This is a genomic window from Kitasatospora sp. NPDC036993, from assembly GCF_055607525.1.
This window is the reverse complement of record NZ_JBVJRP010000006.1, coordinates 304,861-328,387: the sequence shown is the minus strand read 5'-3', so window position 1 is coordinate 328,387 and position 23,527 is coordinate 304,861. Positions and strand designations below refer to the sequence as shown.

At 71.0% G+C, this 23,527-nt stretch carries 23 protein-coding genes and 1 riboswitch; of the genes, 14 read left to right on the top strand and 9 right to left on the bottom strand.

Annotated features, from left to right (window positions below; translation table 11 throughout):
- Nucleotides 1-4: 4 nt before the first annotated feature.
- A complete protein-coding gene (locus tag ACZ7C5_RS15415) occupies nt 5-592 on the top strand; it encodes a CGNR zinc finger domain-containing protein (protein WP_401083467.1) in 588 nt (195 codons plus the stop codon).
- On the opposite strand, the gene sodX is transcribed toward ACZ7C5_RS15415, so the two are convergent.
- On the bottom strand, nt 589-1,047 hold the full coding sequence (sodX, locus tag ACZ7C5_RS15410; RefSeq protein WP_470322732.1) for a nickel-type superoxide dismutase maturation protease: 459 nt from the start codon (nt 1,045-1,047) through the stop codon (nt 589-591). The two genes, ACZ7C5_RS15415 and sodX, sit on opposite strands and share 4 nt — an antisense overlap.
- A gap of 177 nt (nt 1,048-1,224) precedes the next feature.
- Between sodX and sodN the strand changes: the two genes are divergently transcribed.
- From sodN to ACZ7C5_RS15370, 8 genes are all read left to right on the top strand, one after another.
- The gene (sodN, locus tag ACZ7C5_RS15405; protein ID WP_188300111.1) at nt 1,225-1,620 is read left to right on the top strand and encodes a superoxide dismutase, Ni; all 396 of its coding nucleotides are present in this window, start codon (nt 1,225-1,227) and stop codon (nt 1,618-1,620) included.
- Nucleotides 1,621-1,687: 67 nt separating this feature from the next.
- A riboswitch (cobalamin riboswitch) is annotated at nt 1,688-1,826 on the top strand.
- A 122-nt stretch (nt 1,827-1,948) separates the two neighbouring features.
- Nucleotides 1,949-3,028, top strand: coding sequence for a FecCD family ABC transporter permease (locus tag ACZ7C5_RS15400; protein ID WP_401083463.1), 1,080 nt, complete (start codon nt 1,949-1,951; stop codon nt 3,026-3,028).
- Nucleotides 3,025-3,867, top strand: coding sequence for an ABC transporter ATP-binding protein (locus ACZ7C5_RS15395; RefSeq protein WP_401083461.1), 843 nt, complete (start codon nt 3,025-3,027; stop codon nt 3,865-3,867). Before ACZ7C5_RS15400 ends, ACZ7C5_RS15395 begins: the two co-directional genes overlap by 4 nt.
- 24 nt (nt 3,868-3,891) lie before the next feature.
- Nucleotides 3,892-4,884 carry an ABC transporter substrate-binding protein gene (locus ACZ7C5_RS15390; protein WP_401083459.1) on the top strand — a complete coding sequence of 331 codons (993 nt, stop codon included), beginning with the start codon at nt 3,892-3,894 and terminating at the stop codon, nt 4,882-4,884.
- 87 nt (nt 4,885-4,971) lie between these two features.
- Nucleotides 4,972-5,355, top strand: a complete 384-nt coding sequence (locus ACZ7C5_RS15385) for a nuclear transport factor 2 family protein (protein WP_401083457.1) — start codon at nt 4,972-4,974, stop codon at nt 5,353-5,355.
- A 10-nt stretch (nt 5,356-5,365) separates the two neighbouring features.
- Nucleotides 5,366-5,842, top strand: coding sequence for a GNAT family N-acetyltransferase (locus tag ACZ7C5_RS15380; RefSeq protein ID WP_188300106.1), 477 nt, complete (start codon nt 5,366-5,368; stop codon nt 5,840-5,842).
- A 188-nt stretch (nt 5,843-6,030) separates the two neighbouring features.
- Complete coding sequence (locus ACZ7C5_RS15375) at nt 6,031-6,441, top strand: ATP-binding protein (protein WP_188300105.1); 411 nt, start codon at nt 6,031-6,033, stop codon at nt 6,439-6,441.
- A 184-nt stretch (nt 6,442-6,625) separates the two neighbouring features.
- On the top strand, nt 6,626-7,714 hold the full coding sequence (locus ACZ7C5_RS15370; protein ID WP_470322731.1) for an RNA polymerase sigma factor SigF: 1,089 nt from the start codon (nt 6,626-6,628) through the stop codon (nt 7,712-7,714).
- Between the two features lie 54 nt (nt 7,715-7,768).
- Here ACZ7C5_RS15370 and ACZ7C5_RS15365 read toward each other — a convergent pair whose 3' ends face one another.
- Entirely contained in the window at nt 7,769-8,197 is a 429-nt protein-coding gene (locus ACZ7C5_RS15365; protein ID WP_188300103.1) for a hypothetical protein, read from the bottom strand.
- 50 nt (nt 8,198-8,247) lie between these two features.
- Here ACZ7C5_RS15365 and ACZ7C5_RS15360 point away from each other — a divergent pair, with 50 nt between their 5' ends.
- The gene (locus ACZ7C5_RS15360; protein WP_401083452.1) at nt 8,248-9,219 is read left to right on the top strand and encodes a diacylglycerol/lipid kinase family protein; all 972 of its coding nucleotides are present in this window, start codon (nt 8,248-8,250) and stop codon (nt 9,217-9,219) included.
- Nucleotides 9,220-9,588: 369 nt separating this feature from the next.
- Nucleotides 9,589-9,840 carry a WhiB family transcriptional regulator gene (locus ACZ7C5_RS15355; RefSeq protein WP_014138019.1) on the top strand — a complete coding sequence of 84 codons (252 nt, stop codon included), beginning with the start codon at nt 9,589-9,591 and terminating at the stop codon, nt 9,838-9,840.
- 457 nt (nt 9,841-10,297) lie between these two features.
- Here the strand turns inward: ACZ7C5_RS15355 and ACZ7C5_RS15350 are convergent, their stop codons facing one another.
- The 7 genes from ACZ7C5_RS15350 to ACZ7C5_RS15320 all read right to left on the bottom strand — a co-directional run bounded on the left by ACZ7C5_RS15350 (nt 10,298) and on the right by ACZ7C5_RS15320 (nt 20,120).
- Nucleotides 10,298-11,818: a sensor histidine kinase gene (locus ACZ7C5_RS15350; RefSeq protein ID WP_401083450.1), complete on the bottom strand. Its 1,521-nt coding sequence runs from the start codon at nt 11,816-11,818 to the stop codon at nt 10,298-10,300.
- A gap of 497 nt (nt 11,819-12,315) precedes the next feature.
- A complete protein-coding gene (locus ACZ7C5_RS15345; protein WP_188300100.1) occupies nt 12,316-13,374 on the bottom strand; it encodes an SIS domain-containing protein in 1,059 nt (352 codons plus the stop codon).
- Between the two features lie 231 nt (nt 13,375-13,605).
- A complete protein-coding gene (locus ACZ7C5_RS15340; RefSeq protein WP_470322730.1) occupies nt 13,606-14,907 on the bottom strand; it encodes an extracellular solute-binding protein in 1,302 nt (433 codons plus the stop codon).
- A 437-nt stretch (nt 14,908-15,344) separates the two neighbouring features.
- Nucleotides 15,345-16,898: a glycoside hydrolase family 3 protein gene (locus tag ACZ7C5_RS15335; protein WP_401083447.1), complete on the bottom strand. Its 1,554-nt coding sequence runs from the start codon at nt 16,896-16,898 to the stop codon at nt 15,345-15,347.
- A gap of 6 nt (nt 16,899-16,904) precedes the next feature.
- A complete protein-coding gene (locus ACZ7C5_RS15330) occupies nt 16,905-17,735 on the bottom strand; it encodes a carbohydrate ABC transporter permease (protein WP_188300098.1) in 831 nt (276 codons plus the stop codon).
- Nucleotides 17,732-18,757, bottom strand: coding sequence for a carbohydrate ABC transporter permease (locus tag ACZ7C5_RS15325; protein ID WP_401083445.1), 1,026 nt, complete (start codon nt 18,755-18,757; stop codon nt 17,732-17,734). The genes ACZ7C5_RS15330 and ACZ7C5_RS15325 overlap by 4 nt, the downstream gene beginning before the upstream one ends.
- Nucleotides 18,758-18,848: 91 nt before the next feature.
- Nucleotides 18,849-20,120 carry an extracellular solute-binding protein gene (locus ACZ7C5_RS15320; RefSeq protein WP_401083443.1) on the bottom strand — a complete coding sequence of 424 codons (1,272 nt, stop codon included), beginning with the start codon at nt 20,118-20,120 and terminating at the stop codon, nt 18,849-18,851.
- 336 nt (nt 20,121-20,456) lie between these two features.
- Here ACZ7C5_RS15320 and ACZ7C5_RS15315 point away from each other — a divergent pair, with 336 nt between their 5' ends.
- The 3 genes from ACZ7C5_RS15315 (at nt 20,457) to mctP (ending at nt 23,518) form a co-directional block, all read left to right on the top strand.
- Complete coding sequence (locus tag ACZ7C5_RS15315) at nt 20,457-21,248, top strand: GntR family transcriptional regulator (RefSeq protein WP_223245170.1); 792 nt, start codon at nt 20,457-20,459, stop codon at nt 21,246-21,248.
- A gap of 399 nt (nt 21,249-21,647) precedes the next feature.
- Nucleotides 21,648-21,911, top strand: a complete 264-nt coding sequence (locus ACZ7C5_RS15310) for a DUF3311 domain-containing protein (protein ID WP_401083441.1) — start codon at nt 21,648-21,650, stop codon at nt 21,909-21,911.
- Nucleotides 21,908-23,518 carry a monocarboxylate uptake permease MctP gene (gene mctP / locus ACZ7C5_RS15305; RefSeq protein ID WP_401083439.1) on the top strand — a complete coding sequence of 537 codons (1,611 nt, stop codon included), beginning with the start codon at nt 21,908-21,910 and terminating at the stop codon, nt 23,516-23,518. The genes ACZ7C5_RS15310 and mctP overlap by 4 nt, the downstream gene beginning before the upstream one ends.
- Nucleotides 23,519-23,527: the final 9 nt, after the last annotated feature.

Genomic DNA, 23,527 nt, shown 5'->3' with positions numbered 1-23,527 from the left:
CCCTGTGGAGCTCGCCGCGTACGCCGATCTCGCCGTTCGGCTGGTGAACACCGAGGAGCCCGAGCGCGGCACCGACGCGCTGACCTCCGTGGAGGCGGTGCGCGGCCTGTTCTCCGACTCCTCGCGGGCCGCCACGCTCGCCGACGAGTCCGACCTGCCCAGGCTCCGGGCCGTGCGGACCCGCCTGCGCGGGGTCTTCGAGGCCGCCGCCGAGGGGGACGAGATCCGCGGCGTCGACCTGCTGAACAGCCTGCTGATGGAGTACCCCGTCAGCCCGCTGATCTCCGGGCACGACTTCCTGGACGACGCCGGGCGGCCGCGCTGGCACCTGCACCTGGCCGACAACTCGCCCACCGCCACCGCGCACTTCAGCGCGGTGGCCTGCATGGGCCTGGCCGTCCACCTGACCGAGCTGGGCGCCGACCGGCTCGGCATCTGCCAGGCCGCGCCCTGCCGCAACGCCTACCTGGACACCTCGACCAACCGCTCCCGCCGCTACTGCTCGGACCGCTGCGCGACCCGCGCCAACGTGGCCGCCTACCGGGCCCGCAAGCGCCAGGAGGCCGCGGCCGGGGCCGGGGCCGGGGCCTAGGGTTCCTCGACCCACACGCCGAACCGGCGGGCCAGGCCCGGCAGCCGGGCCAGCCGGGGGGTGAGCAGCAGCCGCTCCAGCCGGCGGCCCGGCGCCAGCCAGACCGGGTCGGGACGCAGCCGCAGCAGCACCCGGCCGAGCACCAGCTCGTCCGGCACGGCGCCGTAGCTGCGGCTGTCGCTGTCCACCGGACGGTTGTCGGACAGCAGCCACCAGCCCTCGGCCCGGCGCCCGGCGGCCCGCTTCACCACCAGCAGGTCCTGCTGGAACGGGTGCCGGAAGAGCACCACCGCGCCCGGCCGGACCGGCGCGCCGTAGCGGACCAGCAGCCGGTCGCCCTCGCGCAGGGTCGGCACCATGGACGGCCCCGCCACGTCGACCAGCCCCAGCGGCAGCACGCCGCCCCGGCCCCGCCGCCCCGCTCCGGCGCCCTCCGGCCGCGTGCTCCGCGCCACGGCTCCTCCTCCCGCTCGGCCCGCCCCCAGTCTGCCGTACGGGCCGTCACCTGTTCGATGTCCGGATTGGCCCGTTTCCTGGTCCGTCTTTCGCCCTGGGCCCCCCGCCCGATCGCGAAACCGGGAGGACGGAGGGGTAATCTCGGGCGCGGGAAGACGATCTAAGGAAGGACTCCCATGTTCTCTCGTCTGTTTGCACCGCGCGCCACCGCCCACGCCCACTGCGACCTGCCCTGCGGCGTGTACGACCCGGCGCAGGCCCGGATCGAGGCCGAGTCCGTCAAGGCCACCCAGGAGAAGTACCAGGCCAACGAGGACCCGCACTTCCGCGCCCGCGCCGTCATCATCAAGGAGCAGCGCGCCGAGGCCGTCAAGCACCACATCTCGGTGCTGTGGAGCGACTACTTCAAGGCTCCGCACTTCGAGAAGTACCCGCAGCTGCACCAGCTGGTCAACGACACCCTGAAGGCCGCCTCGGCCGCCAAGGCGTCCACCGACCCGGCCACCGGCCAGGCCCTGCTGGACCTGATCGCCGAGGTCGACAAGATCTTCTGGGAGACCAAGCAGGCCTGAGCCTGACGCGTCGCCAGCCGACCGCCCCCGTCCGCACCGCCGGACGGGGGCGGTCGTGCGTTCACGTCCAGCCCTGCCCGGTAAGGGTTGCCTGCCCTGAGTGGCTGTTATGCTGCCAGGGCGTCCGAGGGGGAAGTCCGGTGTGAATCCGGCGCTGACCCGCAACGGTGAGCACGGCCCGTACCCGCCCGTACGGCCGCGCCAGCCCGATCGCCCCCGGCCGCTGACCTCCCGACAACTCGCCGCGGACTGCGAGGGGACCGGCGCCCCGGCACGCCCCGGCACGCGCCCGGCCCGGCGCACCCGCGGCCCGAGGCAAGGCGCACCCGTGAACCGCGCACCCGCAGACCGTGCAGCCGGCCCGCCCACCCGCCGGATACCCGTCGTCCCGCTCGCCGCCGGCCTCGCCGCCGCGCTGCTGCTCTCGCTGGTCTGCGGAGTCGCCCTCGGCTCCTCCGGGCTCGGCCTGCCCCGGGTGCTGCGACTGCTGGGTGCCGGGCTGACGGGCGGCCGGCTGGAGGCGGACGAGGCGGCCGCGTACGCGATCGTCTGGGAGATCCGGCTGCCGCGCACCGTGCTGGCCGCCGTGGTCGGCGCCGGACTCGCCGCCTGCGGGGTCGCCGTCCAGGCCCTGGTGCGCAACGCGCTGGCCGACCCCTTCGTGCTCGGCATCTCCTCCGGCGCGGCCGTCGGCGCCAACGCCGTGCTGCTGTTCGGCGCCTTCGCCTCGCTCGGGGTGTGGGCGATCTCCGCCTCCGCCTTCGGCTCCGCGCTGGCCGCCATGACGCTGGTGTACCTCGCCGCCCGCACCGCGTACGGGCTCACCCCGCTGCGCCTGGTGCTCACCGGCACCGCCCTGTCCTACGGCTTCTCCGCCGCCACCACCCTGATGGTCTTCGCCGCCGACCGCGGCGAGGCCGCCAGGGACGCCATGATGTGGCTGCTCGGCAGCCTCGGCGGCGCCACCTGGGGCAAGGTGCCGATCGCCGCCGTCACCGTGCTGGCCGGCCTCGCCTACCTGGCCTGCGCCGCCGGGCGGCTGGACGCGCTCGCGATGGGCGACGAGACCTCCGCCTCGCTCGGCGTGGACCCGGACCGGCTGCGCCGCGAGCTGTTCGTGGTGACCGCCGCCGTCACCGGCACCGTGGTCGCGGTCAGCGGGGCGATCGGCTTCGTCGGACTGCTGATGCCGCACCTGGCGCGGATGCTGGTCGGCGCCGGGCACCGCCGGGTGCTGGTGATCGCGCCGCTCGCCGGGGCGCTGCTGCTGGTCTGGGTGGACATCGCGTCGCGCACCCTGCTGGCGCCCGCCGAACTGCCCGTCGGGGTGTTCACCGCGGTGCTCGGCGTGCCCGCCTTCCTGATCATGATGCGCCGCCGCGGCCAGGCCTTCGGAGGCACCCGATGACCGACGTGACCACGCCGTCCGAAGCGGCCGGAGCCACCGGCCCGGCCCTGGCCCAGGACCTCGCCGTCGACGCCGTCTCGGTGGAGCTGGCCGGCACCCGGCTGGTCCACGAGGTGAGCCTGGCGGCCGCCGCCGGGCAGGTGGTCGGCCTGGTCGGCCCGAACGGCAGCGGCAAGTCGACCCTGCTGCGCTGCGTCTACCGGGTGCTGAAGCCGGCCGGCGGCGTCGTCCGGCTCGCCGGCGACGACCTGCACGCGCTCACGGCGCGCGAGTCGGCCCGCCGGGTGGCCGCGCTGACCCAGGAGCACTCCGCCGAGTTCGACTTCACGGTGGCCGAGGTGGTGGCCATGGGCCGGCTGCCGCACCGCCGGGGCTTCGGCGCCCCGTCCGACGGGGACGAGGAGCGCTGCGCCGGGGCACTGCGCAAGGTCCGCGCCGGACACCTCGCCGAGCGGGGCTTCCTGAGCCTGTCCGGGGGCGAGAAGCAGCGGGTGCTGTTCGCCCGCGCGCTGGTCCAGGAGCCGCGCCTGCTGGTGCTGGACGAACCCACCAACCACCTCGACGTCGCCCACCAACTGGAGGTGCTGGCGCTCGCCCGCGAGGCCGGACCGACGGTGCTCACCGCGCTGCACGACCTCAACCTGGCGGCGGGCCACTGCGACCTGCTGTACGTGCTGCGGGGCGGCCGGATCGTCGCCTCGGGCCCGCCCCACGAGGTACTCGAACCCGCCCTGCTGGCCGAGGTGTTCGGCGTCCGGGGCACCCCGGTGCGGCACCCGGTGACCGGCGCCCTCCAGCTGCTGTTCGACCGCCTCGCCCCCTCCGACCACTCCGCCTGATCCGCCCCCTCCGAAGGAACCACCGTGCGTACCAAGGCCGTTGCCACCGCCGCCCTGCTCGTCCTCGGACTCACCGCCTGCGGCGCCGAGATCGCCCCGAAGGAGGCCGCAGCCGACTCCGCCCACTACCCGGTGACCGTGCGCAACTGCGGCGACGAGCTCACCTTCGACCGGAAGCCCGCCCGGGTGGTGACCAACGACGTCGGCATCACCGAACTGATGCTCTCGCTCGGCCTCGCCGACCGGATGGCCGGCTACGTGATGCCCGACGACAAGGGGCAGCTCGACAAGGTCGCCTGGAAGGACGGCTACCAGCAGACGAAGTGGCTCTCCAAGCAGCGGATCACCAAGGAGATCGCGCTGGACGCCAAGGCCGACCTGGTCTTCGCCGGCTGGCACTACGGCTTCGACGAGGGCAGCGGCGTGACCCCGCAGGCCTTCAAGGCGCTCGGCGTCGACTCGTACGTGCTCAGCGAGTCCTGCCGCAGCGGCAAGGGCACCGAGCGCGGCGTGATGGACCCGCTGGAGGCGCTCTACACCGACCTGGCCAACCTCGGCGAGATCTTCGACGTCAAGGACCGTGCCGACAAGCTGGTCGCCGGCTTCAAGGCGCAGATCGCCGCCGTCCCGCAGCCGGAGCGCCGCCCGTCCGTCTTCCTGTACGACAGCGGGCAGGACAAGCCGTACACCGCGGGCAAGTTCGCCGCCGCCGACGAGATCATCGCCAAGGCCGGCGGGACCAACATCATGGGCGACCTCGCCGACAGCTGGGTCACGGCCGGCTGGGAGAGCGTGGTGGAGCGCGACCCCGAGGTGATCGTGATCAACGACTACGCGACGCCCGGCGCCGAGGAGAAGCGGAAGTTCCTCACGTCCTTCCCGCCGCTGGCGAACGTCTCCGCGGTGAGGAACGGCCGGATCTTCGTCATGGACTACGTCGACCTGGTGGAGAGCCCGCGCAACCCGGCCGCGATCAGCGCGCTGGCCGAGTACCTGCGCACCGTACCGGCCCGCTGACCGGCCCCGGTCCCGCTCCTCCGGCCCCGGCGGCGGGCGTACGCTCAGAGGTACGAGCCGACGGAACCCGACCGGAGGAGCGAGATCATGGCCACCATGGCGGCCCCCACCGCCTTCGACACCCGCGCGCTGCGCGAGGGCATCGAGCGCCGCGACGCCGAGACCCTCCTGGCGCTCTACGCGGAGGACGCCGAACTGCGCATGGTCGATCGCAGGACCCAGCCCAGCCACCCCCTGGTGATGCACGGGCGGGAGGAGATCGGCGCCATGCTGGACGACGTCTACGGCCGCGAGATGACCCACAAGCTGGAACAGGTGGTGGTCCAGGGCGACCACGTCGCCTTCCTGGAGTCCTGCCGGTATCCGGACGGGGTCCGGGTGCTGATGTCCTCGATGGCCGGCCTGCGGGACGGCCGGATCGTCGACCAGACCTCCCTCCAGGCCTGGGACGAGACGGGTCCCGAGCAGTAGGCTCACAGGCATGATCCGCACCGCCGTCGCCACCGACGTCCCCGTCATCCACGCCATGGTCCGCGAACTCGCGGACTACGAGAAGGCCCTGCACGAGGCGAAGGCCACCGAGGAGCAGCTGCACGAGGCCCTGTTCGGCGCCGACCCGGCGCTGTACGGTCTGATCGCCGAGGACGACGTCACCGGCGAGCCGGTCGGCTTCGCGGTCTGGTTCCGCAACTTCTCGACCTGGCGCGGCACCTACGGGATCTACCTGGAGGACCTCTACGTCCGCCCGGAGTCGCGCGGCGGCGGCCACGGCAAGGCACTGCTGCTGGAGCTCGCCCGGATCGCCGTCGAGCGCGGCTACTCCCGGGTGGAGTGGTCGGTCCTGGACTGGAACCAGCCCTCGATCGACTTCTACAAGTCGATCGGCGCGGTGCCGATGAACGAGTGGACGGTGTACCGGCTCACCGACGAGGCGCTGACCGCCGTCGGGCGGCCCTGAACGGCCTTCCGCAGTCCGGAGAAAGGGTCTGCCACCCTGCGTCGCAATGCCTTACCATGAGTAACTCCCGAACCGGGGTGCGGAAGGCAGAGCGATGGCGGATCCGCGACGCCGGACCCCCTTCGGGGGTAGCAAGCGGTAACAAGCGGGGTACCAAGAAAGCACAGCGCGTCACCCAGGAGGCAAGGGTGTCCAAGATCGACGGCGATCTCGGTGTTCAGGACTTCGTGGAGGTCCGGCTGCCCGCAGCCGGGGCCTACCTCTCCGTCCTGCGAACAGCGACGGCCGGGTTGGCCGCCCGGCTGGACTTCACCCTCGACGAGATCGAGGACCTGCGGATCGCGGTCGACGAGGCCTGCGCCATCCTGCTCCAGCAGGCGGTGCCCGGCTCCGTCCTGTCCTGCGAGTTCCGGCTGGTCGGCGACTCGTTGAAGGTGACCGTCGCCGCACCGACCACCGACGGCAAGGCCCCCGAGCGGGACACCTTCGCCTGGACCGTGCTCTCCGCGCTGGCCGGTGAGGTCGACTCCTCGGTCGCCGAGGACAAGACCGTGACGATCAGCCTGCACAAGAAGCGCGGCGGGTCACCCGCCCACTAGTCGGGCGCAGCACCGCACCGCACGACCGAGCAGCACCGAGCACCACCCGCGCAAGGGCCGTCCGCCGCTCCCCGCTCCGGGGACCGACGGACGGCTCCGGTACCGCCACCCATGCGGTACGACCAACGAGACGATTCCGGGGCCACCGGCCCCGGTGCTCCCGGAACGGAACGGGGGAATGGCCGTGAGTGATCTGGACCGTACCGGCCTCGCGACGGCGGGACCTGCCGTACCGACCCAGGCGAGCGTTCCCGGCCTCGCCGCCAACGACGAAGCGCACCCGAAGGACGCCCACCGGATGAGCCACCCCACCGAGCCGACGTCCGAGCCGACGCCTGCCTCCACGCCCCCTCCGGACCCGGTGGACCAGACGGCCGCGACGGACGAAGCCGGCGAGGCGAACGCGACGGACGAGGCGAACACGACGGACGCGACGGCCTCGGCGAACGAGGCCGGCGAGGCGAACGAGGCCGGGCCGCACGTCGCCGTGCCCACCCAGGTCTCGCACCGCTCGGGCGCCCCGGACCGGGAGGCCGCCCGCGCGCTGTTCGTCCGGCTGTCCGCACTGCCCGAGGGCTCCCCGGAGCGGGTCGAACTGCGCAACCAGCTGGTGCGGATGCACATCCCGCTGGTCGAGCACCTGGCCCGGCGCTTCCGCAACCGGGGCGAGCCGCTGGACGACCTGACCCAGGTCGCCACCATCGGCCTGATCAAGTCGGTGGACCGCTTCGACCACGAGCGCGGGGTCGAGTTCTCCACCTACGCGACGCCGACCATCGTCGGCGAGATCAAGCGGCACTTCCGCGACAAGGGCTGGGCGGTGCGCGTCCCGCGCCGGCTCCAGGAGCTGCGGCTGTCGCTCACCACGGCGACCAGCGAGCTCTCCCAGCGGCACGGCCGCTCCCCCACGGTGCACGAGCTGGCCGAGCACCTGGGGATCTCCGAGGAGGACGTCCTGGAGGGCCTGGAGTCCGCCAACGCGTACTCCACGCTGTCCCTGGACGTGCCGGACAGCGACGACGAGTCGCCGGCCGTCGCGGACACCCTGGGCGCCACCGACGAGGCGCTGGAGGGCGTCGAGTACCGCGAGTCGCTCAAGCCGCTGCTGGCCCAACTGCCGCCCCGGGAACAGAAGATCCTGGTGCTGCGGTTCTTCCGGAACATGACCCAGTCGCAGATCGCCGCCGAGGTGGGGATCTCCCAGATGCACGTGTCCCGGCTGCTCGCCAGGACCTTGGCCCAGCTGCGGGAGAAGCTGCTGGTGGAGGAGTAGGACTGACGGCCGCTCAGCTCGGGCTGGGCGGCCGCACGGTCGGCCCTGTGGGCCCTAGTCTTCGGACGGGGCGTACAGGGCCGCCGTCGACTTCGGGTTCAGCAGGCAGCCGATGCCCACCAGGCCGAGCACGCCGATCAGCGCGCCGACCGCGACCATCGCGCCGCCGTTCTCGACCATGTAGTAGGCGACCGGCAGGCAGATCGAGTTGGTCAGCACCGCCGGGCTGCGGCCCCAGCGGCGCTCCTTGAGCAGCGCGCGGGCGGCCAGCACCGGCAGCACGCCGAGCAGCACGATCACCGCTCCGCCGAACTCGTTCAGGGCCAGGTGCCTGGCTTCGCCGGACAGCGCGGCCACCATGTCCCAGACGCCGACGAGGGCCAGCGCGGCGCCCTCCAGGGCGGTGATGGCGGCTCCCAGGGTCAGGGAGGCCGGGCGGCCGGAGCCGGCCGCGGGTACGGGTGCGGAGGTTTCTGCGGTCACTCCAGCAGGGTAGCCGCCGGTCGGTGCGTACCGACCCGTAGGCTTTCCCCATGCGCGCTCTCCTGGTCGTGAACCACAAGGCCACCACCACCAGTGGCCGGACCAGGGACGTCCTGATCCACGCCCTGCGCAGCGACCTCAAGCTGGAGGTCGCCGAGACCAGGTACCGGGGCCACGCGCGCGACCTGGCCCGTGAGGCGGCGGAGGACGGCGCGGTCGACCTGGTGGTGGCGCTGGGCGGTGACGGCACCGTCAACGAGGTGGTGAACGGGCTGCTGGCGCACGGCCCGGGCGAGAAGGTCCCGCGACTGGCCGTGGTGCCGGGCGGTTCGACCAATGTGTTCGCCCGCGCGCTGGGACTGCCCAACGACCCGGTGGAGGCCACCGGTGCCCTGCTGGACGCGCTGGAGCACGGCCGCGAGCGGCCGATCGGGCTGGGCAAGGCGATGACCGACGGCCTGCCGGACCGCTGGTTCACCTTCACCGCGGGGCTGGGCTTCGACGCAGGGGTGGTCGGCCGGGTCGAGGACCAGCGCAGGGCCGGGCGCAAGTCCACCCACGCCCTGTACGTCGGCCAGGCGCTCCGGCACTACTTCACCCAGCGTGACCAGCGCCGCTCCGGCCCGGTCTCCCTGGAACTGCCGGGCCGCGCGCCGGTTCCCGGCCTGGTCCTGTCGATAGTCAGCAACACCTCTCCCTGGACGTTCCTCGGCAACCGTCCGGTCTACCCTTCACCGCTCGCCTCCTTCGACACGGATCTGGACGTCTTCGGCATCACCCGGATGACGGCGTTCGGCACTGCTCGAACGGTCCGTCAGATCCTGCGGTCGTACACGTCTTCGAGCGACGACGCCCCTCCGGCCGGCCCCTCGGGGAAGCACGTCGTCTCCTATCACGACGTCAGACACTTCACCTTGGTTTCAGAGGAACCCAGCCCCTTCCAGGTCGACGGCGACCACCTTGGAGACAGGAGTCGCGTCAGTTTCACAGGCGTACGGCGGGCACTGCGTGTGATTGTGTGACCGGAAGGGGGGTTCCTCCTTCTTCTCGAACGCACAAGCCCCCTTCACTCCATAGAAGTACTGGCTGTGAGCTAGGCGACACCGAAGAATCCAAAATTCCTCCCCGAAGGGGGTTGTATCCGAGCCCGAGGTTTGCGAACCTCTACATGGCGATCGGGACACATCGCAGCGACGGCAACTCCGGAAGTACAGGAGCGCCGACCGCGGGGTGTCCCTCGAATCGCCGAATCCCCCCCAGCACAGACCACCCGGGCCCGGTAGGCCTTTGGTCTCTTTTGCTGTTGCGGGATTCGTGAAAGCGTTCACATTCACAAGCCATTCGATTGTGCCGATCGGGCCACCCCCCGCGGCAGGAGGAGTTGGACGACCATGGACTGGCGCCACCGCGCTGTCTGCCGCGAAGAGGACCCGGAGCTGTTCTTCCCGATCGGGAACACCGGTCCTGCTCTGCTGCAGATCGAGGAAGCCAAGGCCGTGTGCCGCCGTTGCCCGGTGATGGAGCAGTGCCTCCAGTGGGCTCTCGAAACCGGTCAGGACGCCGGCGTCTGGGGCGGCATGAGCGAGGACGAGCGTCGCGCGATGAAGCGCCGCGCCGCCCGCAACCGCGCCCGCACCGCCTGATCAGCGCCGTCTGATCACACGCCGTAGCACCGACGGCCACCGCAGTACCGATCGACACATGATCAAAGGCTTCCCTGCACCTCCTGGTGAAGCCTTCCGAACAAAGGACCCGGCCCAGTCGGGTCCCGCGACACCGGACCCGCCCGGCCACTTGATACTGTTCACTTAGAGCAATATTGTGGAGCTGTGGCGCTCACCGTGTGCAACGCACCGGCGAGGTGTCGCACCACCCAGAGCCCCCGTTCCGGCCGACTCCCCCCGACGGCCGGAACGGGTTGAGAGGCCCTGTCGACCCACCCCCCCGGTCGACAGGGCCTCGTTTCTGTTTCCGCACTCCGGCGCGCGGGGCGTTCACCCGGCGCTCTCGCCGAGTGCGCGCCCCCGCTGCGCTCCTTCGCACCACGGATTCCCGGCAGGCCGGGGTCCCCCCGGCCCGGAGCCTCGACGGAGCGGAGCCTCAGCGGACCGGGATCTCCAGGACCACCTTGGTCCCGCCGTTCGGGCCGGCCACCATGTCGAAGGTGCCGCCCAGTTCGCCGGTGGCCAGCGTCCGGACGATCTGGAGACCGAGGTTGCCGGCCGTCTTCGGGTCGAACCCCTCCGGCATCCCGCGACCGTCGTCCTGCACCGTGATCAGCAGGTACTCCTCCGGCCTGGCGCCGCCGTTCCAGCTGTCCGACCAGCCCATCCCGGTCGCGGGGGCCCGTCCGCGCAGCGCGCTGACCTCCAGGTTCCCGGAGGCGGTCGGACCGAACGCGTGCTCCAGGGCGTTCTGGAGCAGTTCGGTCAGCACCATCGACAGCGGGGTGGCCACCTCGGCGGACAGGATGCCGAAGCTGCCGCTGCGGCGGGTCGCCACCCGCCCGTCCTGGGACAGCTCCATCGCCATCGCCAGCACCCGGTCGGCGATCTCGTCGAAGGCCACCTTCTCGTCCAGCGCCTGGGAGAGCGTCTCGTGCACGATGGCGATCGAGCCGACCCGGCGCACCGCCTCGTCCAGCGCGGCCCGGCCGGACTCCGAATCCATCCGGCGGGACTGGAGCCGCAGCAGGGCCGCGACGGTCTGGAGGTTGTTCTTCACCCGGTGGTGGATCTCCCGGATGGTGGCGTCCTTGGTCATCAGCTCGCGGTCGCGGCGGCGCAGCTCGGTGACGTCCCGGCAGAGCACCAGGGAGCCGGTCAGGACGCCCTTGGGCTTGAGCGGGATCGCCCGCAGGGTCACCACTCCCCCCTGCGCCTCCACCTCGGTCTGCCGCGGCGCCCAGCCGCTGGCCAGCTTCACCAGCGCCTCGTGGACGGCCGAGCGGGACGGCGGGGCGAGGTCGGCGGTGGCCCGGCCGAGGTGGCTGCCGACCAGGTCGGTGGTGAGGCCGAGCCGGTGGTAGGCGGAGAGGGCGTTGGGGCTGGCGTAGGTAACCACGCCGTCCGCGTCCAGCCGGATCAGGCCGTCGCCGACCCGGGGCGCGGCGTCCATGTCGGCCTGCTCGACGCCGGGGTAGGGGAAGGAGCCGGCCGCGATCATCTGGGCCAGGTCGGAGGCGCTCTGGAGGTAGGTGAGCTCCAGCCGGCTCGGGGTGCGGACGGTCAGCAGGTTGGTGTTGCGGGCGATCACCCCGAGGACCTTGCCCTCGCGCCGGACCGGGATCGACTCGACCCGGACCGGGACCTCCTCGCGCCACTCCGGGTCGCCCTCGCGCACGATCCTGCCCTCGTCGAAGGCGGCGTCCAGCAGCGGACGGCGGCCGCGCGGGACGAGGTGGCCGACCATGTCGTCCTGGTAGGAGGTGGGCCCGGTGTTGGGCCGCATCTGCGCCACCGAGACGTAGCGGATGCCGTCCCAGGTGGGGATCCACAGCACCAGGTCGGCGAAGGAGAGGTCGGAGAGCAGCTGCCACTCCGCGACCAGGTGGTGGAGCCACTCCACATCGGTCCCGGTGAGGGTGGTGTGGCGGCGGACGAGTTCGTTCAGCGAGGGCACATGGCGAGGGTAGCGCCGCCGGTCCCGGCGGGGCGCGGCGGACCGGTGGGCGGGCTTCCGCGGGGGTCCGGCCGGCGGCTCGGCGAGGGTCCGGCGGGGCTCCGCGGTGGCCGGCCGTCCCCCCCCTGAAGTTGTTTAGACCAATTTGCCGAGAGGCCTGGACAACCGAGATTGGTCTAGTCCACAATGAAAGGGCACCAAGGAGAGGCCCCCGCGCAACTGCCCTGACCGCGCGCGGCCCCTCCTCGGTCGGACGCCGCCGAGCGAGGACCCCGCACAGTTCTCGGTCGACTCCGGTGCCCGACGACAGCTCCGGGCTACGGTGCCGCATGGGTTGAGGGTCCCGTGTCGGCGCCGTGGCCCGTAGTGTTTTCGGCCCCGCGGCCCCAGGACCCGCGACCTCGTGCTCGCGGCCCCCCGAACCATGTTCCGCCGCTCAGAGATCCGGCCCCCGGCCCACGACTGTGGACCGGGGGCCGGCTCGCGTCCGGCCCCGGCTACCTCGTCTCGGTGACCTTGGCCAGGGCGCGCGGGGCGTCCGGATCCTGGCCGCGGGCGATGGTGACCTCGTAGGCCAGCAGCTGGAGCGGCAGGATCTCCAGGATCGGCTGCACCTCCTCCGGCACGCCGGCCGGCAGCGCGAAGCCCGCCGAGGCGGCCTCCACCTGCGCCTGCTGGCCGACCACCACCAGGTCCGCGCCGCGCCCGCGCAGGCGGTCCAGGACCGGCTGGAGGGCCTCGCCGCCCTTGCCGTCCGGAACGATCGCGATGACCGGCGAGACGTTGTCCACCATCGCCAGCGGGCCGTGCAGCAGGTCGGCGCCGGAGAACGGGGTGGCCGGGATGTAGGTGGTCTCCATCAGTTTGAGCGCCGCCTCGCGGGCGGTCGGGTAGCCGTAGCCGCGCGAGGTGATGACCAGGCGCTGGGCGAAGCGGTAGCGCTCGGCGAGCGCCTTCACCTCGGCCCTGCGGGCCAGCACCCCGGCGGCCAGCCCCGGCAGCTCCTTGGCGGCCGCCCCGTCGCCCCCGCGCAGGCCCTCGACCAGCAGGTAGAGCGCCAGCAGCTCGGCGGTGTAGGTCTTGGTGGCCGGCAGCGCCTTCTCCGGGCCGGCCAGCACGTCGATGTGGAACTCGGAGACCTCGGCCAGCGGCGAGGCGGCGTTGTTGGTCACCGCGAGGGTGATGGCACCGGCCTCGCGGGCGGCCTTGGTGGAGGCCACCAGGTCGGGCGACCCGCCGGACTGGCTGACGGTGACGACCAGGACGTCGGTGAGGTCCGGCCTGGCACCGTACGCGGTGGTGGTGGACATCGAGGTCAGGCCGGCCGGCTTGCCGAGCAGGATCTCGATCAGGTACTTGGCGTACAGCGCGGCGTTGTCGGACGTGCCGCGCGCGGTGAGCAGGACGAAGCGCGGGCTGCGGGCGGCGATCTGCGCGGCGACCTCGCGGATCTTCGGGGCACCCTCGTCGAGGATGCGCTGGAGGACAACCGGCTGCTCGGCCATCTCCGCCGCCATGATCCGGCCGGGGACGGAAACAGTCTGCGGGTCGGACATCTGGGTCTGCCTCCGATGTGACGGTTCGACCCCGCTCGGGCGGCTGCCCGGCGGGGACCTCCACGGGCGGCGAGTCCGCACACTCGCTGCGGTTCTGCGTGCCGCAATCCTACGGGCGCACCCGCCGCCGGGCACCTCCGTCGGCACGTGCGCGCGCCCCTCGGCGCGCCCCCGCCGGAAGCGGGAGGGGCGCGCCGAGGGGCGCGGCGACCGGTCAGGACGCCCCGTCGGTCAGGACGCCTTGTTGATCAGCTGGTCGATCGCGGCGTCCGCCTCCTTGGTGGCCTGGTCCACCGACTTGCCCTTGAGGATCGCGGTCAGCATGTCCGGGATGATCTTCTGCTTCTCGATCGCGCCCCAGCCGGGGGCCAGCGGGGTGAACCAGGCGTCCGGGACGGCGTTGGCGGCCGCCGCGGTGGCCGGCTTGTTCTTCAGCGGGTTCAGCTGGGTGAGGTTGTTCGGGAGGATGTCCTTGTCGGCCAGCGCCTGCTCGGACTTGGTGCTGGTGAACATCCGGACCCAGTCGGTGGCCAGCGCGACCTGCTGGGACTTGGCGGTGACGGCGAGGTCGGAGCCGCCGATGAAGGTCGGCAGCGGCTTGCCGTCCGGGCCCGGCATGGTGGCCAGCTTGACGGCGTCCTTGATGCTCGGGTCGCCGGTGACCGGCGCGGTGACGCTGGCCGCCTCGTAGCCGTTGCCGTAGAAGGACGCGGTGCGCCCGCGGGCCATCGCCTCGAACTGGTTCTGCTCGTTCTGCGCCAGGTCGCCCTTGTTGTACTTGCGCACCAGGTCGACGAAGTGGCTGATGCCCTGCTGGGACTTGGGGTCGTGCAGGGTGCCGTGCCAGTTGCCGGAGCTGTCGAACTTGGCTATGCCGCCGCCGTACGCGGCCACGTAGCTCATCGCGGCGTACCAGTACGGCCCCGGCAGGTAGAGCGGGGAGAAGGACTTGTCGCCCTTGTTCTTGTCCGCGATCTTGTCCAGGGCGACCAGCAGGTCCGCCTCGTTCTTCGGGAAGTCGGCGCTGCCGGTGGCCTGCTGGAAGGTCGAGGAGTTGTAGATGGCGACGCGGGAGCCGGCGTAGTAGGGCACGCACCAGAGCTTGTCCTGGTACGTGCAGGTGTTGGCGAGCGCCTTGATCCAGCTGTCGGAGTTGTCGAAGGTGCTGCGGTCCACCGGGGCCAGGGCGCCGGAGAGCACGTACTTCATGGTCTCCGTGTTGCCCAGCTCGACCACGTCGGGGGCGTTGCCGTCGGCGATGGCCTTGTCGAGCTTGCCCACCTTGTCGGCCCAGCCCTGGTAGACGAGCTTGAGGCTGACGTTCGGGTACTTGGCCGCGAACTCGTCGTTGACCCGCTGGACCAGGTCCGGCCAGTTCTTCTGGGCGTCGTCCATCAGCCAGACGGTGACGGTGCCGCCGGCGGCCTTCGCGTCGGCGGAGCCGTTCGCGCTGCCGCCGTCCGACGCGGGTGTGCCGGACGAGGAACAGGCTGTCAGCCCGACCGCCAGTGCCATGGTCCCGAGCGTCGACATGAGCTGACGCTTCTTCACGCCATCCTCCGAGGGGTGTAGAGCCGTGTTGCCCGCCGGCAGCGTGATTGGCGCCCGCGGCGGAAAACCGGACAGGGGGCGGCGAAGAGCTTCGGGGAGGGCCGATACCACATCCGGCGAGGTTGAAATTCGAACCGGATGACTGGACTCTGGCCTAGACCATAGGTGGTGTCAACGACCAAAAGCCTTACTTAGGGCGGCCGTTGCAGAGCTGTTGTACCGCGTGGCCGCCAGTTGTCGTTCCGTCACCGTAAGTAGAACTTAAGATGGATTTAAGGCCCGCTTGAGGGAACACGGTCAGTTGACGGATTCGCAGGTCAACGCGGGGAAAACGGAACGGGCCCGCCATGCGACATGCGCATGACGGGCCCGTCGGCCGACGCCTACCGGACACGGCCGGTGACGTCTCGTCGATCGTTTCAGCCGACCGCTCCCGGCTGTCCGGTGAGGACCTCCACGGCCGCCAGTCCGCAGACCCGGGCGGCGCCGTGGGTGGCGATGTAGAGCGCGCCGACCGGCTCGGACTGGGGCAGGCCCATCTCGACCACGGCGGCGTCCGGCCGGGCCGCCACCAGGCGGTCCAGCGCGGCGGACATCCACGCGTGCCGGTGCGCGTCCCGGACCACCAGCACCAGGCGGCGACCCTCGGCGCCGGCCAGCACCTCGCCGACCAGGGCGTCCAGCAGCTCCGGCGCGGCCTGGGCCGCCGACACCTCGCGGGTGCGGGTGCCGGGGAAGCGGTCGGCCAGCATGCCGGCCACGCCCCACGGGGTGACGTCGCCGACGGCGATGTTCGGCTCGTCCGAGAACGAGGCCACGTACGGGCGCTCGCTCACCGGCTGCGCCGCCCGGCCCGGCGCCCGGACCACCTTGAGCGCCCGGCGCGCGGCCCGCAGGCCGACCGCCAGGTCCGGCTCGACCCGCTCGCCCTGGGCCGCGATCCGGCCCCAGCTGCCCAGCGCCCTGACCCGCTCGGCGGCGTCCGCCAGCCGCTCCTCGGCGAGCCGGCCGGAGCGCACGCCCGCCACGATGGCGTCGCGCAGCATCAGCACGGTCTCCTCGTCGGCGAGCCCGCCGCCGACGCAGATCGCGTCCGCGCCGGCCACCAGGGCCAGCACGGTGCCCTCGCCCATCCCGAAGGTGTCGGCGATGGCGCCCATCTCGATCGCGTCGCTGACGATCAGGCCCTGGTAGCCGAGGCCACCGTCGGCCGGCGCGGCGCGCAGCAGGTCGCTCAGCACGGCCGGGCTCAGGGTGGCCGGCAGCTTCGGGTCCAGCGCCGGGATCATGATGTGGGCGGTCATCACGGCCTTGGTGTCGGCCGCGATCGCCGCCTGGAACGGGATCAGGTCGCGGGCCCGCAGCACGTCCAGGTCGACGTCGATGACCGGCAGGCCGTGGTGCGAGTCCACCGCGGTGTCGCCGTGACCGGGGAAGTGCTTGGAGCAGGCGGCCACGCCGGCCGACTGGAGGCCCTCGACCCAGGCGGCGGTGTGCCGGGCGCACAGCTCGGGGTCGGCGCCGAAGGAGCGGACCCCGATGACCGGGTTGCGCGGGTTGGAGTTGACGTCCGCGGTGGGCGCCCAGTTGTAGTTGACGCCGGCCGCGGCCAGCGCCCGGCCCAGCTCGCGGGCGACGTCCCTGGTCAGCGCCGGGTCGTCGATCGCGCCGAGGGCGAGGTTGCCGGGCCAGGACGAGCCGGAGCCCGCCTCCAGCCGGGTGACGTCGCCGCTCTCCTCGTCGATGGCGATCAGCAGGTCGGGGTTCTCGGCGCGCAGCGCCCCGGTGAGCGCGGACAGCTGGTCGAGGTCGACCACGTTGCGGTCGAACAGCGCGACCGAGCCGAGGCCCGCGGCGAGGTGGCGGCGCAGCCACTCCGGCGGCTCGGTGCCGACGAAGCCGGGCTGGAGGACGGTCAGGGCGTCGCGGTGCAGCTGGTCGCTGTCCGTGACGGTGGGAACGAGGATGCTCACGTTGACTCAGCCCTTCACGGCGCCGTCGGTCATGCCGCTGACCGCCTTGCGCTGCAGGAAGATGAACAGGATCAGGATCGGCACGGCGAACAGGGTGGACGCGGCCATGGTCGCGCCCCAGTCGGTGCCGAACGCGGTCTGGAAGGAGGAGAGCCAGAGCGGGAGGGTCTGCGCCGCCTCCTTCTTGTTCAGCATGTTGACCAACGGGAACTCGTTCCACGCGGTGATGAAGCCGAACAGCGAGGTCGACATCAGACCGGGGGCGAGCAGCGGGAAGATGACCTTCACGAAGGCCTGGGTGCGGGTGCAGCCGTCCACCATGGCCGACTCCTCCAGCTCCTTCGGCACCGCGGCGATGAAGCCGCGCAGCGTCCAGATCGTGAAGGGCAGCACCATCATCAGATAGAAGGCGGTCAGCGGCACCAGGCTGTTGAGCATGTCGTTGTTGCGGGCGATCAGGTAGGCCGCGATGACCATGACCTCCCAGGGCGCCATCTGGGCGGCCATCACCACGAGGACGAAGCTCTTGCGGCCGCGGAAGCGCATCCGGGCGATCGCGAAGGCGGCCAGGGTGGCGATCAGCAGCGAGCCGACCACCGCGCCGACGGTGACGATCAGGCTGTTGGTGACGTACGTCCAGAAGTGCGGGACGTGCACGGCCCGGTCGAAGTGCTCGAACGTGCCGTTCAGCGGCAGGAAGACGGGGTCCCGGCTGACGATGTCCTTGTTCTGCTTGAACGCGGTCGAGAACATCCAGTAGACGGGGAAGATGAAGAAGACGAAGAGGACGACCGCGATCACGTTCGGCCAGGTGCGTCCGAAAAGCGAGCGCCTCACAGCTCGTCCTCCTGCTTGAGAATGATGCGGAAGTAGTAGGCCATCAGCGCGCCCAGCATCAGGATGGTGAGCACCGCGATGGCGGAGCCGACGCCGAAGCGCTGGGACCCGATGCCCTCCAGGAAGGCGTGCACCGGCAGGGTGCGGGTCAGGCCGTCCGGGCCGCCCTTGTTGATCAGGTAGACCTGGGTGAAGGCCTTGAACACCCAGATGACCTCGAGGAAGGTCGTGGCCAGGAGGAAGGGCTTCATGATCGGGTAGATCACCGAGGTCCAGATCTTGCCCGAGCCGGCGCCGTCCATCCGGGCGGCCTCGTAGAGCTCCTTGGGGATCGTGGTCAGGCCCGCGTACATGTTGAACGCCACGAACGGGACGGACTGCCACACGATCAGCAGGATGATCACGAAGAAGGTGGAGTACTGGCCGCTGGTCCAGTTGAAGGTGGCCATGGAGTGCCAGCCCAGCTTGTCCAGGAACCAGTTGACGACGCCGAAGTGCTGGTCGAAGAGCCAGGTGTAGACGGTGGTCGCGGCGACCACCGGCATCGCCCAGGCCAGCAGCAGGCCGACCGAGAGCAGCAGCCGCATCCCCTTGCCGAGGGTGTTGAGCAGCAGGCCGATCAGTGTGCCGAACACCATGATCAGCACGACGTTGACCGCCGTGAAGATCACCGTGCGCAGGGTGATCGCCCAGAACTCGGAGTTGCCGAGCTGGTCGGTGTAGTTGGCGAAGCCGTTCCACTCGGTCAGGTGCTGGATGAACTGCCGCTTGTTGAGGTTCTGGAACGAGACCACGACGGTCTCGATCAGCGGCCAGATCAGCAGGACGAGCGTCGCCGCGAGGGCCGGCAGCAGCAGCAGGTAGGGGGCGAACCTGGACGCCGTACTCGGCCTGTCCGATGGTCTGCCGCTCCTCTTCGGGGTGCGTTCGGCACCGGGGGTGGTGGACCTGTCTGTCGACGCCACCACGGAATTCGTTGACTCCGGGGACTGTGTCTGCACCCGTTCCGACTGCGCAGCCATCGCTCTCTCTTCCTTGCAAACCCGACCACGACGGAAGGCGCCGCCCACCGACCCCCCGCCGGGAGCCGGTGAGCGACGCCGCTCAACTGCCTTACTGCTTCTGGTTGAGACGCTTCGCGATCTCGTCGTCGGCCTTCTTGGCCGCGGCGACGGGGTCGCCGGTCAGCGCCGCGGTCAGGAACTCCTTGATGGGGTTCGGCTCGTTCTCGACGTTGGTCCAGGTCGGAACGTTCGGGGTGGTCGCGCCGTTGGCGGAGGCCGGCAGGGCGGCCTTGGCGAAGTCGCCGGTGACCTTGCTGTTGAGCGAGACCTTGTTCGGGATGAGGCCCGAGGAGGCGATGAGGCCCTCGTTCTTGTCGCTCATCGCGATCTTCAGGAAGCCCTTGGCGAGCTCGGGGTTCTTGCTCTGCTGGGCGATCGCCAGGTTCGAGCCGCCGAGGAAGACGCTGGTCGGCTTGTCCGCGGTCGCGCCGGGGAGGGCGAAGTAGCCGATCTTGTCGGCCGCCAGCTCCTCGGGCTTCGGGATCTCCCAGCCGAGGCCGATGATGGTGCCGATGTCACCCTTGGCGAAGAGGTCCTTCTGCTGCGGGGTGGCCTCGTCCTTGTCCTTCGGCGCGGTGACCGAGTGGCTCTGCAGCTTCTTGTAGGTCTCGAACGCCCTCTGGCCCTCGGGGCTCGACAGGCCGCCGACCCACTTGTCGCCTTCCTTCTTGGCGACCTTGCCACCCTCGCTGGTCAGCAGGCCGAAGTAGACGTACCACTCCTGGCCGGGCATGTAGAGGGCGTCGCTGACACCGGAGACGGCCTTGACCTTGTCCAGGTCGGTGTAGAACTCCTCCAGGGTCTTCGGCGGGGCGGCGATCTGGGCCTTGGCCCAGATGTCCTTGTTGTAGGTCACCACGCGGTTGGTGAACAGCCACGGGGCGGCGTACTGCTTGCCGTCGATGATCGAGGACTCGTTCAGGTTGGCGGCCCAGTCGGCGCCGCCCAGGTCGGACTTGTCCTTGGTGATGTCGAGCAGACCACCGGTGGCCGCGTAGCCCGCGGTCTGGGTGTTGCCGATCTCCAGGACGTCCACCGAACCCTCGGAGAGGGCGGCGGTGACCTTCTGGCCGATGCCGTTCCACTTCTGGGTCTGGACCTCGAGCTTGGCGCCCGGGTAGGCCGCGGCGAAGTCGGCCTTGACGCTCTCCTCCCAGCCCTTGGGGGCCGAGCCGTCCATCAGCCACACGGTCAGGGTCTTGCCGTCGTAGTTCTTGGCCGCCGAGGACGAACCGCCGCTGTCCTTGCCGTCCGAGCTGCAAGCCGCCAGGCCGACGACCATTGCTGCGACGCCGACCGCCGCGATGAGCTGACGCTTCACGCCATCCTCCTGAGGGATGCCTGGGTGCCCCCGTCGGACGGTAGCGGCAGACCCACACAAAGCGGGGGGAAAGGTGCCGCCGACCCCTTCGAACGGGTGGGGGGATTCATAGTGACCGGTCTAGTGGTGTAGACCAGATGCCTGGAGCTTGGCCTAGACCAATGGGCCTGTCAACGGCTGTTCGACCGATCTCGACCACCCGTTATCAAGCCGACACCGCACATCGTTCATCGCGTGATGAGGTATTCGTTCCGTAGCCATACATGCAACGATGTGAGCCGTTAACGATGTGGCGGGGTCGGCGAAGGCCTCGCGAGAAGCGGGAGAACAGGTCCGATGAGCAGCGACGGGGGAACCACGGCCCAGGTCAACGGCCCCGAGGTGAACAACCTCCCGACGCAGGCCGGCACCGACCCGACCGCGCGCGTCCCCAAGTACTACGGCCTGAAGCGGCACCTGCTGCAGCTCACCGAGACCCAGCCCGCCGGCACCCCGGTGCCGCCCGAGCGTGCCCTGGCCGCCCAGTTCGACACCTCGCGCACCACCGTGCGCCAGGCCCTCCAGGAGCTGGTCGTCGAGGGCCGGCTGGAGCGCATCCAGGGCAAGGGCACCTTCGTGGCCAAGCCCAAGGTCGCCCAGGCCCTCCAGCTCACCTCCTACACCGAGGACATGCGGGCCCAGGGCCTGGAGCCCGCCTCCCGGCTGATCGAGATCGGCTACATCACCGCCGACGACCGGCTCGCCCCGCTGCTCGACATCAAGCCCGGCGGCCGGGTGCTGCGGATCGAGCGCCTGCGGCTGGCCAACGGCGACCCGATGGCCATCGAGGTCGCCCACCTGTCCGCCAAGCGCTTCCCGGCCCTGCGCCGCAACCTGGCCAGGCACAACTCGCTGTACGCGGCGCTGCGCGAGGTGTACGGGGTCACCGTGGCCGAGGCCGAGGAGACCATCGAGACCACCCTGGCCAACCCGCGCGAGGCCGGCCTGCTCGGCTCCGACCTCGGCCTGCCGATGCTCCAGCTCTCCCGGCACTCCTTCGACGCCGAGGGCGATCCGGTCGAGTGGGTCCGCTCGATCTACCGCGGCGACCGCTACAAGTTCATCACCCGACTGAAGCGTCCGGAGTAACCGCACTCCCCCACCGCACTTCGGGCACCGGCGCACGCGACTCGCGCGCCGGTGCCTTCTGCGTTGCGCGCCGACAGCTTGACGACGTCCGGCGACGGCGAATCCTTTTCCGTTGCCATGACAACGTATTTCCGCGCCCTCGCCGACGGCTCCTTTGCGCCCTTCGACGGCGCACACCGGTCGGTTACGTCCGTCTGGTGGGAAGTTGCGTCAACTCCGGTGACACGGATCACCCCATGCTCTAGATTGCGCAGCCGTACCGATCTGACTGCCGATCACCGATGGTGCTGCTCGGCGGGCTCGTACGGCTTCGCGCCGGCCGGGCTGCGGCGCCGACGGGGAACCCCTCCGGAGCGGAGCCGAAAGATGCCCTCTGATCACCCTGCCGTCGAAGATGTCATGCCCGAGCCACCCGGGAGGCCCGTCCCCGCGGTGACGCCCGAGCGGGTACTGGCCGGTCTCGCCCTGCTCGTGCCGATCGTCGCGATGCTCTGGGTGTCCTCCTACAGCAAGAGCGACCCGGCGGTGGCCGGGGTGCCCTTCTTCTACTGGTACCAGCTGCTCTGGGTGCCGGTGTCGGCGGTGTTCACCGTCGCCGCCTACCTGCTGATCAACCGGGACGAGAAGGCCCGCACGGCGGCCCGGAAGGGCGGTGCGCGATGAGGGACGTCAACGTGCCGGCCCTCGTGGTCTTCGTGCTGTTCTTCGTCCTGGTCACCGTGATGGGCTTCCTCGCCTCGCGCTGGCGCCGCGCGAGCGACGCCGCGCACCTGGACGAGTGGGGCCTGGGCGGCCGCAGCTTCGGGACCTGGGTGACCTGGTTCCTGCTCGGCGGCGACCTCTACACCGCGTACACCTTCGTCGCCGTCCCGGCGGCGGTGTACGCGACCGGCGCGGCGGGCTTCTTCGCGGTGCCGTACACGATCATCGCCTACCCGCTGGTCTTCCTCTTCCTGCCCAGGCTCTGGTCGGTCTCCCGGGTGCACGGCTACGTGACCCCGGCCGACTTCGTGCGCGGCCGGTACGGCTCCCGGCCGCTGTCCCTGGTGATCGCGCTCACCGGCATCCTGGCCACCATGCCGTACATCGCCCTGCAACTCGTCGGCATCCAGGCCGTGCTGGACGTACTGGGCGTCGGCGGCGGGGAGAACGCCAACTGGTTCGTCAAGGACCTGCCGCTGTTCCTGGCCTTCGGCGTGCTGGCCGCCTACACCTACTCCTCCGGCCTGCGCGCCCCGGCGCTGATCGCCTTCGTCAAGGACGCCCTGGTCTACATCGTGATCATCGTCGCGGTGATCTACATCCCGATCCGGCTCGGCGGCTACGGGCACGTCTTCGACTCGGCCGCGCAGCACTTCAAGGAGGCCAAGGCCGGTTCGCTGACCATCCCCGAGAACAAGCAGTGGACGTACGCCACGCTCGGGCTCGGCTCGGCGATGGCCCTGTTCATGTACCCGCACTCGGTGACCGGCGTCCTGGCCTCCAAGTCCCGCAACACCGTGCGCCGCAACATGGCGATCATGCCCGCCTACTCGCTGATGCTGGGCCTGCTGGCGCTGCTCGGCTTCATGGCGATCGCGGCGGGCGTCGGCAAGGGCGTCAAGGGGTTCAACGCCCAGCTGTCGGTGCCGCGGCTGTTCGCCGACATGTTCCCCGACTGGTTCACCGGCGTGGCCTTCGCCGCGATCGGCATCGGCGCGCTGGTGCCGGCCGCCATCATGTCCATCGCGGCGGCCAACCTGTTCACCCGCAACGTCTACAAGGAGTGGCTCAGGCCCGCCGCCACCCCCGCCGACGAGACCCGGATCGCCAAGCTGGTCTCGCTGCTGGTGAAGGTCGGCGCGCTGATCTTCGTGCTCGGCATGGACAAGCAGGCCGCGATCAACCTCCAGCTGCTGGGCGGGCTGTGGATCCTCCAGACCTTCGTGGCGATCGTCGGCGGCCTGTTCACCCGCTGGTTCCACCACTGGGCGCTGTTCGCCGGCTGGGCGGCCGGCATGGCGTACGGCACCTGGAAGGCGTACGGGATCGCCAGCCCGGCCACCAAGCACTTCGGCGGCAGCGCGGCCGGGATCCCCGGCATCGGCGAGATCGGCTACATCGGCCTGACCGCCTTCGTGCTCAACCTGCTCGTCGCGGTGGCGCTCACCCTGGTGCTGCGGGCGCTCAAGGCGCCGGACGGCCCGGACGAGACCAGGCCGTCCGACTACAGCGCCGAGGCCGGCGAGGAGGAGCCGAAGAACGCGCCGGAGCCTGTAGCGGCGCACTGATTCGCCCGG

What these genes read in the sequence shown, in the direction of transcription:
- mctP (WP_401083439.1), top strand. Translation starts at nt 21,908, where the DNA reads ATGAGGGACGTCAACGTGCCGGCCCTCGTGGTCTTCGTGCTGTTCTTC.
- ACZ7C5_RS15395 (WP_401083461.1), top strand. Translation starts at nt 3,025, where the DNA reads ATGACCGACGTGACCACGCCGTCCGAAGCGGCCGGAGCCACCGGCCCG.
- ACZ7C5_RS15355 (WP_014138019.1), top strand. Translation starts at nt 9,589, where the DNA reads ATGGACTGGCGCCACCGCGCTGTCTGCCGCGAAGAGGACCCGGAGCTG.
- ACZ7C5_RS15360 (WP_401083452.1), top strand. Translation starts at nt 8,248, where the DNA reads ATGCGCGCTCTCCTGGTCGTGAACCACAAGGCCACCACCACCAGTGGC.
- ACZ7C5_RS15385 (WP_401083457.1), top strand. Translation starts at nt 4,972, where the DNA reads ATGGCCACCATGGCGGCCCCCACCGCCTTCGACACCCGCGCGCTGCGC.
- ACZ7C5_RS15315 (WP_223245170.1), top strand. Translation starts at nt 20,457, where the DNA reads ATGAGCAGCGACGGGGGAACCACGGCCCAGGTCAACGGCCCCGAGGTG.
- ACZ7C5_RS15345 (WP_188300100.1), bottom strand. Translation starts at nt 13,374, where the DNA reads ATGTCCGACCCGCAGACTGTTTCCGTCCCCGGCCGGATCATGGCGGCG.
- ACZ7C5_RS15325 (WP_401083445.1), bottom strand. Translation starts at nt 18,757, where the DNA reads ATGGCTGCGCAGTCGGAACGGGTGCAGACACAGTCCCCGGAGTCAACG.
- sodN (WP_188300111.1), top strand. Translation starts at nt 1,225, where the DNA reads ATGTTCTCTCGTCTGTTTGCACCGCGCGCCACCGCCCACGCCCACTGC.
- ACZ7C5_RS15380 (WP_188300106.1), top strand. Translation starts at nt 5,366, where the DNA reads ATGATCCGCACCGCCGTCGCCACCGACGTCCCCGTCATCCACGCCATG.
- ACZ7C5_RS15310 (WP_401083441.1), top strand. Translation starts at nt 21,648, where the DNA reads ATGCCCGAGCCACCCGGGAGGCCCGTCCCCGCGGTGACGCCCGAGCGG.
- ACZ7C5_RS15340 (WP_470322730.1), bottom strand. Translation starts at nt 14,907, where the DNA reads ATGTCGACGCTCGGGACCATGGCACTGGCGGTCGGGCTGACAGCCTGT.